8 protein-coding genes are annotated in these 13,656 nt (G+C 69.1%); 6 read left to right on the plus strand and 2 right to left on the minus strand.

Annotated features, from left to right (window positions below; all coding sequences use genetic code 11):
- The first annotated feature begins 366 nt into the window (after positions 1–366).
- Positions 367–4,353: an HtaA domain-containing protein gene (locus ACUYTF_RS07240; protein WP_434141730.1), complete on the plus strand. Its 3,987-nt coding sequence runs from the start codon at positions 367–369 to the stop codon at positions 4,351–4,353.
- A 132-nt stretch (positions 4,354–4,485) separates the two neighbouring features.
- Positions 4,486–5,376: an HtaA domain-containing protein gene (locus ACUYTF_RS07245; RefSeq protein WP_434141729.1), complete on the plus strand. Its 891-nt coding sequence runs from the start codon at positions 4,486–4,488 to the stop codon at positions 5,374–5,376.
- Between the two features lie 159 nt (positions 5,377–5,535).
- Here the strand turns inward: ACUYTF_RS07245 and ACUYTF_RS07250 are convergent, their stop codons facing one another.
- Together ACUYTF_RS07250 and ACUYTF_RS07255 are read right to left on the minus strand one after the other, a co-directional pair.
- Positions 5,536–6,357 carry a heme ABC transporter ATP-binding protein gene (locus ACUYTF_RS07250; protein WP_434141728.1) on the minus strand — a complete coding sequence of 274 codons (822 nt, stop codon included), beginning with the start codon at positions 6,355–6,357 and terminating at the stop codon, positions 5,536–5,538.
- The gene (locus tag ACUYTF_RS07255) at positions 6,357–7,424 is read right to left on the minus strand and encodes an iron chelate uptake ABC transporter family permease subunit (protein WP_434141727.1); all 1,068 of its coding nucleotides are present in this window, start codon (positions 7,422–7,424) and stop codon (positions 6,357–6,359) included. The genes ACUYTF_RS07250 and ACUYTF_RS07255 overlap by 1 nt, the downstream gene beginning before the upstream one ends.
- Before the next feature lie 168 nt (positions 7,425–7,592).
- On the opposite strand from ACUYTF_RS07255, the gene ACUYTF_RS07260 reads away from it, so the two are divergent.
- The 4 genes from ACUYTF_RS07260 to pta all read left to right on the plus strand — a co-directional run bounded on the left by ACUYTF_RS07260 (position 7,593) and on the right by pta (position 13,645).
- Positions 7,593–8,720, plus strand: a complete 1,128-nt coding sequence (locus tag ACUYTF_RS07260) for an ABC transporter substrate-binding protein (protein ID WP_434141726.1) — start codon at positions 7,593–7,595, stop codon at positions 8,718–8,720.
- Positions 8,721–8,817: 97 nt separating this feature from the next.
- A complete protein-coding gene (locus ACUYTF_RS07265; protein ID WP_434141725.1) occupies positions 8,818–9,519 on the plus strand; it encodes a LytR C-terminal domain-containing protein in 702 nt (233 codons plus the stop codon).
- Positions 9,520–9,794: 275 nt separating this feature from the next.
- On the plus strand, positions 9,795–11,414 hold the full coding sequence (groL, locus tag ACUYTF_RS07270) for a chaperonin GroEL (protein WP_434141724.1): 1,620 nt from the start codon (positions 9,795–9,797) through the stop codon (positions 11,412–11,414).
- 122 nt (positions 11,415–11,536) lie between these two features.
- Positions 11,537–13,645, plus strand: coding sequence for a phosphate acetyltransferase (pta, locus tag ACUYTF_RS07275; RefSeq protein ID WP_434141723.1), 2,109 nt, complete (start codon positions 11,537–11,539; stop codon positions 13,643–13,645).
- Positions 13,646–13,656 lie beyond the last annotated feature (11 nt).

The raw sequence follows: 13,656 nt of genomic DNA on the forward strand, positions 1-13,656 counted from the left end.
ATGCGTCGCGCGCCCGATCCGTGAGCTCCCTCGGACGTGCGAGCTCCCTCGGATGGAATGCGCTGTGAAGCTCCGATTGAGCTCGCACGTCCGAACGAGCTCGCACCGCACACTTCGATCCGGCGGCAACGCTTCTGCAACAACGGCCCGGGGTGCGGCACGTTCCGGGCGCGCTGCGGTGCTGAGAAGACCCTGGCCGACCCGTGAGAAATTCTTGTGGACAGGGCCCGACTTGCATCATCAGATGATATTCGTCAGACTATTGCATGGCCGTTCAGTAAGGCACGCCTTACTTGGATCTGATCTCATGTCGCGATTCGCTCGCGGCGGCTGTCATCACCCACACTGTCAAGGAGCAGCTTGCGCATGTTTGCACGCCGACGCACCCGCGGATCGATCGCCGCACTACTGGCGACCGCACTTGTGGCGGGAGGTGCATTCATCGGCGGCAGCGCGGCCTATGCGGAAGAACTTCCGGCGGATCCCGCAGCCGAGCAGGTCGAACTGCAAGGCGCCGAAGCGCCGGCGGTCGAAGCCGATGCTTCTGTGGAAGCGCCAGCGGTCGAAGCCGATGCTTCTGTGGAAGCGCCGGACGATGCTCCTGCCGATGCTCCGGTTGCGGATGCTGGGAAGCCCTTGGCCGACGCTACGGCAGAGGACTCCAGCACCGCAGAGGCGCAGGCTGCGGTAGCCCCCACCGCGCTCCCGGCGGTTCTCGAGACGATTCGCGAGGACGGCGGCGCGCTCGATTGGGGCTTCAAGGCCAGCTGGCGCAACTATCTGCGATTCGCCGGCGGTGCGCAAATGGTCTTCGGCGGCGCGACGCTGTCGGACGAAGGCATTGTGCACTATCCGGAGTCGGCCGAGTCGACATTCGACCCGGCCGCAGGCACGGGCACCATCGCCTACACCGGTGGTGTGAACTTTCTGAACGAGGCGCACGGCTTCAGCATCGTGATGCAGAACCCGCGCATCGAGATAGCGGCCGATGGCTCAGCCGTCCTGAGCGCGGAGATGAGTGTTGATGCGGCTCCCGGCGCCGAAGCCCTGCAGCGCGTCGTTATTGCGACGATCGCCGCCACTGGAGCAGCAACCGAGGCCGACGGTCTCAGCGCATGGAGCGACGTCGCTGGCACTTTCGCGGACACCATCATCCCCGCCGAGCTCGGCCAGTACGGCGGGCAGGCCGCCGACTCGCTCTCGTTCTCCACTCCGGCAGCGACGACCCCGGAAATTCCCGACGTGACCTGGTCGCCTGAGGTGCGGGTGTTCCTGGGAGATTCGGTGACGCCGTTGGCTGCGGGGGCGAAGGTGTACAAGGGTGACAAGCTGACGGTGAAGGGCACCGGGTTCGATCCCGAAGCGAACATCGGTGGTCGGGGAATGCCGATTCCCAGCACGCTGCCGCAGGGATCATATGTGGTGTTCGGCAAGTTCGCTGCCGCGTGGAGCCCGGCTGATGGGGTGTCGTCGAAGGATCGGAAGGTCGGTCCGCAGGGGTGGGTGCTCGCGGAGAACGTGCTCGACCAGGTGCCCGCGCAGTACCAGGCGATGGTGCGCAATCAGTGGGTGCCGCTTGCGGCGGATGGCAGTTGGACCGCCGAGCTGACGCTCGCCGAGCCGAAGGATGCTGCGACGATCTCGGGTGACTACGGCGTGTATACCTATGGTGCCGGTGGTGTGAATAACCAGGCGCAAGAATTCAAGCTCGGGTTGGATTACACCGACACCGAACGCCCGAAGGGATGGTCGCCTGAGGTGCGGGTGTTCCTGGGAGATTCGGTGACGCCGTTGGCTGCGGGGGCGAAGGTGTACAAGGGTGACAAGCTGACGGTGAAGGGCACCGGGTTCGATCCCGAAGCGAACATCGGTGGTCGGGGAATGCCGATTCCCAGCACGCTGCCGCAGGGATCATATGTGGTGTTCGGCAAGTTCGCTGCCGCGTGGAGCCCGGCTGATGGGGTGTCGTCGAAGGATCGGAAGGTCGGTCCGCAGGGGTGGGTGCTCGCGGAGAACGTGCTCGACCAGGTGCCCGCGCAGTACCAGGCGATGGTGCGCAATCAGTGGGTGCCGCTTGCGGCGGATGGCAGTTGGACCGCCGAGCTGACGCTCGCCGAGCCGAAGGATGCTGCGACGATCTCGGGTGACTACGGCGTGTATACCTATGGTGCCGGTGGTGTGAATAACCAGGCGCAAGAATTCAAGCTCGGGTTGGATTACACCGACACCGAACGCCCGAACGGTGCCGACTTCGAGCCGTCGATCACGGTCTATCAGGCGGACGGCGTCACCGAGCTCGGCAACACCGAGGTGACAGAGGGCGACACGCTCGTCGTCAAGGGAACCGGGTTCGACCCGTACGCGAACCTCGGCGGGCTGGGACAGCCGATTCCTGCGGACAAGCCGCAGGGCACTTTCGTAGTGTTCGGCAACTTCGCTGAGCAGTGGAAGCCGTCGGAAGGCGTCAAGAGCGACCAGCGCAAGATGGATAAGTCGAACCGCGGCTGGGCGCTGGCAGCGGACACGCTCGAAAACGATGTTCCGGATGCGTTCCGTGAAGAAGTCCGCGGGCAGTGGGTCGAGCTCGATCCTGCGACGGGATCATTCACCTGGACCGTCACGCTGAAGCAGCCGGCCGAGCTCGTGAAGGGCGGTAAGTTCGGCATCTACAGCTATGCCGGCGGCGTCAACACGGCGAACCCGGCTCAGGAGCTGCGCACGGTCGTGAACTTCAAGTCGAAGACAGAACCCGAGAACCCCGACCCGAAGCCGACTACGGGAGGCCTGCAGTGGGGCATCAAGGATTCGTTCCGCTCGTACATCGAGAGCAACTCTGACGGCAAGGTGGGGCTGAGCGGCAACGCGACCCGCACCGGCAACATCTTCAACTTCCCCCAGCTCGCGGGAGGCGAATGGAACAGCCGTGCCGAGACCGGTGAAGTGCGTTACGCAGGCGGGGTCTCGTTCAGCGCGCACGGTGGTGCGCTGAGCTTCTCGCTCGCCGACCCCGTGATCAAGGTCTCCGACGCGCGCACGGCAGTGCTGTATGCGACGTACGCCGGCAAGCAGACGGCGATTGCCGACTTGCACCTCGGTGAGTCGGTGCGCAGCGTCGCCGGCAATGGCGCGGTCACCTGGAAGGGCGTACGAACGACGCTCCGTGCCGAAGGCGTGCCGGTGTTCCAGCAGTACGAGGTCGGCGAAGTACTTGACGCGGTCACCTTCACTGTGGGTGAGGCGAGCGACGCCAAGCCTACCGACCCCGAGAAGCCTCAGCCGAAGCCCGAACCCGAGCCGAAGCCGACCCCGACTCCGGTCGCTCCGACTCCGGGGCAGCAGCAGCCCGGTTCGCTGATCTGGGGCGTCTCGTCGGGCTTCGCGAACTATGCGACCGGCCCGATCGCCAAGGGCTCCGTGAGCACGAGCGGTGTCGGCGGCGGCAGCGGCGGCTATGTCTTCCCGCAGGCCAGCAGCTCGTGGGATGCGGCGAGCCAGACGGGCTCCGTGCAGTACTCGGGGGTCGTCACCTTCACCGGACATAAGGGCCTCATGAGCGAGACCTTCAGCAACCCGGTCATCACCGTGTCGAGCGCGACCTCGGGCACCATCTCGGCGGGCGGCAGCACCTTCACGCTGAACCTCGGTGCGGCGGGCAAGTCGGTCGGTGCGAACGGCGAGGTCACCTGGAGCGGTGTGCCCGTCTCGGGCGCGATCAGCGGCGGCGGCAGCGGAAGCAGCGGCACCGGCGGTGGATCGTTCGGCATCGATCCCGTCACCTTCACTGTCGGAGCGGTCAACCATGCGGGCTTCGGCTCGACCACGGTGGCCTCGACCGTCGGCCAGAAGCGCACGGCAGCGGCCACCCCGCCCGCGACGACCGGCATCACGATTCTCACCGACGCCCAGGACATCGTGCCCGGCGGCGAGATCGAGCTCGAGGCGACCGGCTTCGAGGCGAGCGAGCGCGACATCCTGGTCGTGCTGTACTCCGAACCGACCGTGCTCGACGACAACGCCGGCGCGAACAAGGCCGGTACGGTGCGGTGGATCGGCACCCTGCCCGACGACATCGAGCCGGGCGAGCACACGCTGACTCTGCAGGGCAGCACCGATGCCGGCGCGAAGATCACGGTGCTCGACAAGAAGCAGGCCGACGCGAAGAAGAAGGATGCGAAGAAGAAGGTCGCGGCGATCGCCGCCGAGGCCGAATCGGGTCAGCTGCAGGCCGCGGGCCTCAGCGACACCGGCACCCCGATGTGGGTATGGTGGGCCGGTTCGCTCCTCCTCCTGCTCATCGCCGGCGGCACCACCGGGCTCGTCGTGGCCCAGCGCCGCGGCGCCGGCAGCGACTGACCGCGACCCAGGCCGCGCACAGACCGGCCCAGGCGGGCCCTCTTCCCCTCAATGCTCGGGGCCTGCCCCGGCTGCTTCTCGACCGAGACTCCTAGAATGAATGCTTTGCAGACCCCCAGGAAGGCCCGCTCCATGAACGCAACAGCGTCGCAACACCACCGCCCCGCACGCGCGTGGAGGCGCCTCGCCGCGGCGGGATCCCTGGCCCTTCTTGCTCTCGCAGCCCCCGCCACCGCGGCGACCGCTGCTCCGAGCGCCACCGAGGCCACCGAGACGAGCGGCACCTGCGCGGTCGGGTCGGCCGAGCTGCGCTGGGGCGTGAAAGAGAGCTTCCGCTCGTACGTCAGCGGCAGCATCGCGAACGGCGAGTGGACCGTGAGCGACGACATGCGGTACGAGACGCCCGATTTCATCTGGGATGCGGCCCAGGGCGAACTCCAGGCGTCGCCGATCTCGGGCAGCATCGGCTTCACCGGGGCGGTGCACTTCACCGGCCACGACGGTGCGCTCCAGTTCGATCTGAGCGACCCGACCATCGAGATCGAGGGCGGCGACACCGCCTACCTCGGGCTCACGATCGGCGCGACCGACGACGGCGACGCCGCGGCCGTGCAGGCGCAGTCGGTGCGCGTCGCGAAGATGGATCTCGCGGGCGCTCTCTCGACGAGCGGCGGCGAGCTCGAGATCGCGGGCGCTGTGCCGCGCCTCACCTCCGAGGGCGCCGCAGCGTTCAACGGCGAGTACGGCAGCTACGTCGCCGGCGACGAGCTCGACCCCATCAATCTGACCGCCACGGCCGCCGGGTGCGAGCTCGGCGAGACCGTCGCGACCCCCGAGCCCGACGCCCCCGCCGAGCCGACCGCGACCCCCGAGCCGACCGCGACCGAGGTGCCCTGGGTGCCCATCGTCGTGGGCGGCGTCGCGCTGCTCGTCATCGGCGTGACAGGCGGCATGCTCATCGCGGGCCGCGGCAAGGGCAAGAAGCCGGCCGACGCCGCGGATCCTGAGCCGCCGACCGAATAGGCCCGCGCGCTCGGTGCCGAGTTCGCGACTGCGCATCGAATCACCGAGTACCTGCGTTCATAACGCGATGAACGCAGGTACTCGGGCGCCAGGCAGGCACTCGGCGTCACCCTGTGCCCGGCGTGCGGCGCGGGCCGACGGCGCCCGGGCGTGCAGCGCTCAGGCGAGCGGCCGCATCGGCATGATGATGCCGCGGCCGGTCACAGGGTGAGGGATCACCTCGACCGGCGTGCGGTACACGTCCGAGACGATGTCGGCGGTCAGCACCCGCTCGGGCGCATCGCACGCCACGATCTGCCCGTCGCGCAGCAGCGCCGCGCGGTCGGCGAACGCGCTCGCCAGGTTGAGGTCGTGCAGCACGACGAGCACGGCGTCGCCGGCCTTCGCGCGGGCGCGGGCGAGGCCCAGCACGGATTCCTGGTGGCCGAGGTCGAGCGCCGCGGTCGGCTCGTCGAGCATGAGCACGCCCGTGCGCCCGGCCATGACGCGCGCGAACGCGGCGCGCGCCCGCTCACCGCCCGACAGCGACGGCACGCGTCGGTTGCCGAGATGAGCGATATCGGCCGCATTGATCGACTCCGAGATCGCCTCGTTGTCCTGATCCTCGAGCGGTGTGCGCCGCCACGGCGCGCGCCCCATCTCGACCACCTGGTGCACTGTGAACGGGAACAGCAGCTGGTTGTCCTGCAGCAGCACGCTGCGGCGCCGGGCGAGGTCGGGCAGCGACCAGTCCGAGATGTCGCGGTCTCCGAAGCGCACCGACCCCTGATCGGGGGCGACATCGCCCGAGAGGATGCTCAGCATCGTCGACTTGCCGGCGCCGTTCGGGCCGAGCAGCGCGAGCACCTCGCCGGCGCGCAGCTCGAGCGACACCTCGTCGAGCAGCTTGCGGCCGCCTCTGATGAGCGAGACCGATTCGGCAGCGCAGACGACATCGCCGGGCGCGGTGCGGGTCGGGGCCTCGAAGTAGCGCGCGGCCATCATCCCCACCCCCCGCTGCGCTTGCGGGTGCGCCGCAGCAGCCAGAAGAAGAAGGGGCCGCCGACGAGGGCGGTGAGCATGCCGATCGGCATGTCGGCGTTCGGTACGATCGTGCGGGCGCCGAGGTCGGCGAGGGTGAGCAGCAGCGCGCCGCCGAGCGCCGACGCGGTCACGAGGGGCAGATGCGCGGGCCCCAGGATCATGCGCATGAGGTGCGGGATGACGAGGCCGACGAACGAGATGATGCCGGCGAACGCGACCGAGACGCCGGTCAAGAGCGCGACGATGAAGATCATGATGATGCGCAGCGCTTCGACGTTGACGCCGAGGTGGCGCGCGTTGCGCTCGCCGAGCGCGAGCAGGTCGAGCTTGCGGGCGGCGAAGTAGGAGGCGGCGAGCCCGAGCGCGATGATGGGGGCGACGATGAGGGCCTGCGACCAGCGACTGCCGGCGAGGCTGCCGAGCTGCCAGAACACGATCTGCTCGCGCGACTGCGTGTCGCCGAGGAAGGTGAGCAGGGCGATGCCGGCGCCCGCGATCGCGTTGACGGCGATGCCGGTGAGCACGAGGGTGACGACCTCGGTGCGGCCGTCGGCGCGGCTCATCGCGTAGACGATGAGGGTGGCGGCGAGGCCCGCGGCGAATGCGAGGGCGGCGATGGTCCATTCGCCGAAGAAGCTCAGGCCGAACACGATGGCGAGGCCCGCACCGACCGCGGCGCCCGACGAGATGCCGATGACGCCGGGCTCGGCGAGCGGGTTGCCGAAGATCGCCTGCATGATGAGGCCGGCGACCGAGAGCCCCGCGCCGACGAGGGCGGCCATGGCGACGCGGGGGAAGCGGATCGCCCACAGGGTCGCATCGCCCGTGGGGTGCGTCGGCAGCGGCAGCCAGTCGATGCCGATCTTGTGGAGCAGGGATCCGAGCACCTCCTGGGGAGGGATTGGGAGCTGGCCGGTGCCTGCGGAGACGAGGATCGACGCCACGAGCGCCACGGTCAGCACCGTGAAGAGCGTGATCTTCGCGGTCGTGTGGCGTTTCGCCGACGGTGACGTGGAGGGGGTCATGCGTGGGTGAGCTCTGCCTTCGTGAACGCGCGAGCTGAGACCGGGGTGCCGCTGGAGGCGCACCCGGAACGCGCGGCGATGTGCTGGATCTTCGAAGTCCAGGGAACATCTTACCGTTGTTAGGGTAGGCTAATTCCGTTAAACATCTGATGAAGGGACGTTCGGGTTATGACGGCAGGTCGGGTGCGCAGGATCGCCGCGGTCGCAGTGCTCGCCCTTGCAGGGCTCGGGCTCGTCGGCTGCCAGACCGGCCCCGACGTCAAGAGCGCCGCCGCGCTCGAAGCGGTCGACCTGCCTCCGCTCTCCGAGCTCACCCCCCTCGACGACCCGACCGCGTTCGTCGGCAGCACCCACGCCGTCGTCGGCGGGCCGTCGATCGCGCCCCTCGCCGAGGCCCCGAAGAGCGAACTGCCCGTCACCGTCGCCTCACACGACCGCGGCGGCGACACGCAGATCACGGTGGAGGACACCGCGCGCATCGTGCCGCTCTCGATGAGCGGCTCGGTCGGTGAACTCGTGCACGCCTTCGGCTTCGGCGATTCGATCGCGGGCCGTGACGTCTCGACGAACTTCCCCGGTTCCGAAGACATCCCGGTTGTCACGAAAGACGGCCATTCGATCGATGCCGAGGGCGTGCTCGCCCTCGACCCGACCCTCATCCTCACCGACGGGTCGATCGGCCCGACCGACGTCGTGCTGCAGCTGCGCGACGCGGGCGTGCCGGTCGTCACCGTCGACCGCGCGGTCGACGCCGAGTCGAGCTACCTGACGATGCAGCAGGTCGCCGATGCCCTCGGCGTCGGCGAGGCCGCCCCCGCGCTCATCGAGCAGCTGCAGCAGGCCATCGCCGCGAAGGAGGCGGAGGTCGCGCAGCTGCTGCCGGCCGATGCCGAGAAGCTGCCGCGCGTCGCCTTCCTCTACATCCGCGGCACCGCCGGCGTCTTCTACCTCTTCGGCGAGGGCACCGGCGTCGACAGCCTCATCCGCTCGGTCGGCGCGATCGACGTCGCTGAAGAGATCGGGCTCGAGGGCGAGAAGCCCATGACCGAGGAAGCCCTCATCGGGATGGACCCCGACATCATCGTCGTGATGACGAAGGGGCTCGAGAGCGCCGGCGGGGTCGACGGCCTGCTGCAGGCCCAGCCGAGCGTCGCCCTCACCACCGCCGGCGAGAACCGGCGCATCGTCGACATCGACGACGCCGTGCTCTTCGCGGGCGGTACGCGCATCCCCGATGTGATCGACGGACTCGCCCGCGCGATCTACTCTCCCGATTCGCTCGAGCGGGCCGGCTGAGCGGCCGCGCCATCCCAGGTTCGGCTCGGCGCGTCGGGTACTCTAGTACGGCGTCGCGAGAACGATGCAGCATTTCATGACGGGCGAGGGGACGAGATTGGCGCAGAGCAACCACGGTGCCGAAACGCAGCGCCGCAGCCAGGATTACCCGGAGGATCGCTTCGATCGGGTCACCCGCAGCGGCCGCGTCGGCGCGCACCGCGTCACTGCGAAGCCCCGTCATTTCTGGTGGTACCTCGTCGCGGGCGTGCTGGGCTTCGTGCTGCTCACCTGCATCGGCGTGCTCGTGGTGCAGAGCGTCGGCGGGAAGAGCCCCACTCCGACTTCCGAGCAGCAGCCCACCTCGACCGAGGTGCCGGCCGTGCTCGACCCCGCCGCGACGATCGCCGTGTTCAACGGCACGACCGACACGAACCTCGGCGCCGGCGTCTCCGGCTCCATCACGGCCGAGGGCTGGGGCCAGGTGCTCTTCTCGGAGAACCTCGCCGAGAGCGATGTGCCGATCTCCGCGGTCTTCTACCGCGACCCGGCCGACGAATCCGCCGCCCGCGGCCTCGCCGAGCAGCTCGGCGGCGTCTCCACCTACCTGACCGAGGACTACGCCGAGTACGACGCGCGCCTCATCGTGCTGCTCGGCGCCGACTACGCCGGTCCGAACTCGGGTGCGGTCGAGCAGCCCGTCGAGCCTCCGGTCGAAGAGCCCGCCGCGGGCGATGCCGAGGTGCCGCCCGCAGACGGTTCCGTCGACGGCGCAGTGGTCGATCCCGCGGCGACCGACCCGCAGCAGCCCGAGGCCTGACCCGACGCGCGAGTCCCGACCGGTCGCTCGACGGCCCGCTCCGCCGTGCGCGCGACCGGTCGAACCGATGCGTGCTCGGCGGCTCGTCCGGGCGCGCCCGCGCCCGTGCCGGCGCTGTTCGCTGTACGCGAGCATGATTTCTTGCACTCTCAGGGTCTGAGTGCCAAGATTGGGGTTAGCAGTCGAAGCGACTGAGTGCTAAGCAACCGAGCGTTCGGGTCACCCCGAGCACCCGGTTCCCACGAACCACTAGACGTCCGGGAGGGGCGAATTACATGGCAAAGATGATTGCTTTTGATGAGGAAGCACGTCGCGGTCTCGAGCGGGGTCTCAATGTCCTCGCCGATGCCGTCAAGGTGACGCTCGGCCCGCGCGGCCGCAACGTCGTGCTCGAGAAGAAGTGGGGCGCCCCCACGATCACCAACGACGGCGTCTCCATCGCCAAGGAGATCGAGCTCGACGACCCCTACGAGAAGATCGGCGCCGAGCTCGTCAAGGAGGTCGCGAAGAAGACCGACGACGTCGCAGGCGACGGCACCACCACCGCTACCGTTCTCGCCCAGGCGCTCGTGCGCGAGGGCCTGCGCAACGTCGCGGCCGGCAGCGACCCCATCGCGATCAAGAAGGGCATCGAGAAGGCCGTCGCAGCCGTCTCGGCCCAGCTCCTCGAGAACGCCAACGAGATCGAGACCACCGACCAGATCGCGGCGACCGCTTCGATCTCGGCCGCCGACGAGCAGATCGGCGCACTCATCGCCGAGGCCATCGACAAGGTCGGCAAGGAGGGCGTCGTCACCGTCGAGGAGTCGAACACCTTCGGCACCGAGCTCGAGCTCACCGAGGGCATGCGCTTCGACAAGGGCTACCTTTCGGCCTACTTCGTCACCGACGCCGACCGCCAGGAGGCAGTCTTCGAGGATCCCTACGTCCTCATCGTCAACGGCAAGGTCTCGAACATCAAGGACCTCCTCCCCGTCGTCGATCCCGTGATCCAGTCGGGCAAGCAGCTCCTCATCATCGCCGAGGACGTCGAGGGCGAGGCTCTCGCGACGCTCGTGCTCAACAAGATCCGCGGCATCTTCAAGTCGGCAGCCGTTAAGGCTCCCGGTTTCGGCGACCGCCGCAAGGCCATGCTGCAGGACATCGCGATCCTCACCGGCGGCCAGGTCATCTCGGAAGAGGTCGGCCTCAAGCTCGAGAACGCGACGCTCGACATGCTCGGCACCGCGCGCAAGGTCATCATTACCAAGGACGAGACCACCATCGTCCAGGGCGGCGGCGAAGAAGAGGCGATCCAGGGCCGCGTGACCCAGATCCGCCGCGAGATCGAGTCGACCGACAGCGATTACGACCGCGAGAAGCTCCAGGAGCGCCTCGCGAAGCTCGCCGGTGGCGTGGCCGTCATCAAGGCCGGCGCTGCGACCGAGGTCGAGCTCAAGGAGCGCAAGCACCGCATCGAGGACGCCGTGCGCAACGCGAAGGCGGCTGTCGAGGAGGGCGTGCTGCCCGGCGGCGGCGTCGCACTCATCCAGGCCGGCGCCACCGTGTTCGACTCGCTCGAGCTCGCGGGCGACGAGGCCGTCGGCGCCAAGATCGTCAAGGCCGCCATCGAGGCGCCGCTGCGCCAGATCGCTGCGAACGCGGGCCTCGAGCCCGGCGTCGTCGCCGATCGCGTCGCGAACCTGCCTGTCGGCCACGGCCTCAACGCCGCGACCGGCGACTACGGCGACCTGGTCGCCCAGGGCATCCTCGACCCGGCCAAGGTGACCCGTTCGGCGCTGCAGAACGCGGCTTCGATCGCCGGCCTGTTCCTCACCACCGAGGCCGTCGTCGCCGACAAGCCCGAGCCCGCTGCGGCTCCGGCCGGCGACCCGACCGGCGGCATGGACTTCTAAGTCCCACCGCATACAGAGCAGGGGTTCCGCTTCGGCGGGGCCCCTGCTCCCGTTTTCGGGGCCGTTCGCATCGGCAGGGTGAGGGATCGCCGACGCCCAGGCCCGAGCCCTAGGCTGGAGGGGTGGCAGCGAGCATCTACCTCACCTCGGCCGAAGGCCGTACCGGAAAGAGCGCCGTGGCGCTCGGCGTGCTCGACGCGCTGCGGGCCGAGGCCCCGCGCGTCGGCGTATTCAGACCGCTCATCCGCTCGACCGGCCCGGATCGGGTGCTCGAGCTGCTGCGCCGCCGCTCCACGGCCGACGTGCCGTACGAGGCGTGCGTCGGCGTCACCTACGAAGAGGCGCACGCCGACCCCGAAGCGGCGATGACCCGCATCGTCGCGGCCTTCCACGAGCTGAAGTCGCGTTGCGACGTGGTCGTGGTCGTCGGCTCCGACTTCACCGATGTCGCGGCCCCGACCGAGCTGTCGTACAACGCGCGCATCGCCGCGAACCTCGACGTGCCCGTGCTGCTCGTGCTGAGCGGCCGGTCGAACGAAGACGCCGAGCTGCTCGGCCAGCTGCCGGCCCGGCGCCCGCTCGACATCGCCCAGATGGCCGAGCTCGGCCTCGCCGAACTGCATGCCGAGCACGCGACCGTGCTCGCCGCCCTTGTGAACCGCGCCGAGCCCGAGCTGCTCGACGAGATCGCGACGGTGGTCGCCGCGAAACTGCCCGACGACGTGCCGGTGTGGGCGATCCCTGAAGAGCTCAAGCTCGTGGCGCCGCCCGTGTCGGCCGTCGTCGAGGCCGTGAACGGCACCCTCGTGCGGGGCGGTGCGCAGCTGCTCGCGCGCGAGATCAGCGAGGTCGTCGTCGCCGGCATGTCGATGGTGAACGTGCTGCCGCGCCTCATCGAGGGCTCCGTCGTCGTCATCGCCGCCGACCGCTCGGAGACGCTGCTCGCCGTCACGATGGCGCACGAGGCCCCGACCTTCCCGACCATCGGCGCCGTGGTGCTGAACGGCGATTTCGCGGTGCCCGACGACGTGGAGCGGCTGCTCGACGGCATCGACTCCACGCTGCCCGTCGTACGCACGGGCCACGGTACGTTCGACACCGTGCGCCGCATCACGCAGACCCGCGGCCTGCTCACCGAGGAGTCGCCCACGAAGTTCGACACGGCGCTCGCCCTGTTCGCGCAGCACGTCGACACCGCACTGCTGCGCGAACGCCTGCGCCTGCACCGCGGCGGCATTCGCACCCCCGTCATGTTCTCGTACGAGCTCTTCGAACGGGCCGCCGCAGCCGACGCCCATATCGTGCTGCCCGAGGGCGACGACGACCGCATCCTCCGCGCCGCGAGCACCCTGCTCGCCCGCGGCACCGCGAGGCTCACGCTGCTCGGCGACGAGGCGGCTATTCGCAAGCGCGGCGGCGAGCTCGGCCTCGCGATCGATGCGGCGACGGTGATCGACCCCGAGACCTCGCCGCTGCGCGAGCAGTTCGCCGAGGAGTACGCGCGGCTGCGCGCCCACAAGGGCGTCGCGCTCGAGCAGGCGCGCGACACGATGGCCGACGGCAGCTATTTCGGCACGATGATGGTGCAGCTCGGCCTCGCCGACGGCATGGTGTCGGGCGCGGCGAACACGACCGCGCACACCATTCGCCCCGCGCTCGAATTCGTGAAGACGAAGCCCGGCGTCTCGGTGGTGTCGAGCGTGTTCTTCATGGCCCTCGCCGACCGGGTGCTCGTCTACGGCGACTGCGCCGTGAACCCCGACCCGAACGCCGCGCAGCTCGCCGACATCGCCATCTCGTCGGCCGAGACCGCAGCGCAGTTCGGCGTCGAACCGCGCATCGCGATGCTGTCGTACTCGACGGGCGATTCGGGTTCGGGCGCCGACGTCGACAAGGTGCGCGAGGCGACGGCGCTCGCCCGAGCCGCCCGGCCCGACCTGCTCATCGATGGCCCGATCCAGTACGACGCGGCGAGCGACCCCACGACCGGCGCGTCGAAGATGCCCGGCTCGCAGGTCGCGGGCCACGCGACCGTCTTCATCTTCCCCGACCTCAACACCGGCAACAACACCTATAAGGCGGTGCAGCGCTCGGCGAACGCCGTGGCCGTCGGGCCGGTGCTGCAGGGCCTGAACAAGCCGGTCAACGACCTCTCGCGCGGCGCGACCGTGCAAGACATCCTCAACACCGTCGCGATCACGGCGGTGCAGAAGATCACGACCGACGCGTAGCCAGCTCCCGA

Source organism: Leucobacter sp. GX0328 (genome assembly GCF_053567315.1).

What these genes read in the sequence shown, in the direction of transcription:
- ACUYTF_RS07240 (WP_434141730.1), top strand. Translation starts at nt 367, where the DNA reads ATGTTTGCACGCCGACGCACCCGCGGATCGATCGCCGCACTACTGGCG.
- ACUYTF_RS07245 (WP_434141729.1), top strand. Translation starts at nt 4,486, where the DNA reads ATGAACGCAACAGCGTCGCAACACCACCGCCCCGCACGCGCGTGGAGG.
- ACUYTF_RS07250 (WP_434141728.1), bottom strand. Translation starts at nt 6,357, where the DNA reads ATGGCCGCGCGCTACTTCGAGGCCCCGACCCGCACCGCGCCCGGCGAT.
- ACUYTF_RS07255 (WP_434141727.1), bottom strand. Translation starts at nt 7,424, where the DNA reads ATGACCCCCTCCACGTCACCGTCGGCGAAACGCCACACGACCGCGAAG.
- ACUYTF_RS07260 (WP_434141726.1), top strand. Translation starts at nt 7,593, where the DNA reads ATGACGGCAGGTCGGGTGCGCAGGATCGCCGCGGTCGCAGTGCTCGCC.
- groL (WP_434141724.1), top strand. Translation starts at nt 9,795, where the DNA reads ATGGCAAAGATGATTGCTTTTGATGAGGAAGCACGTCGCGGTCTCGAG.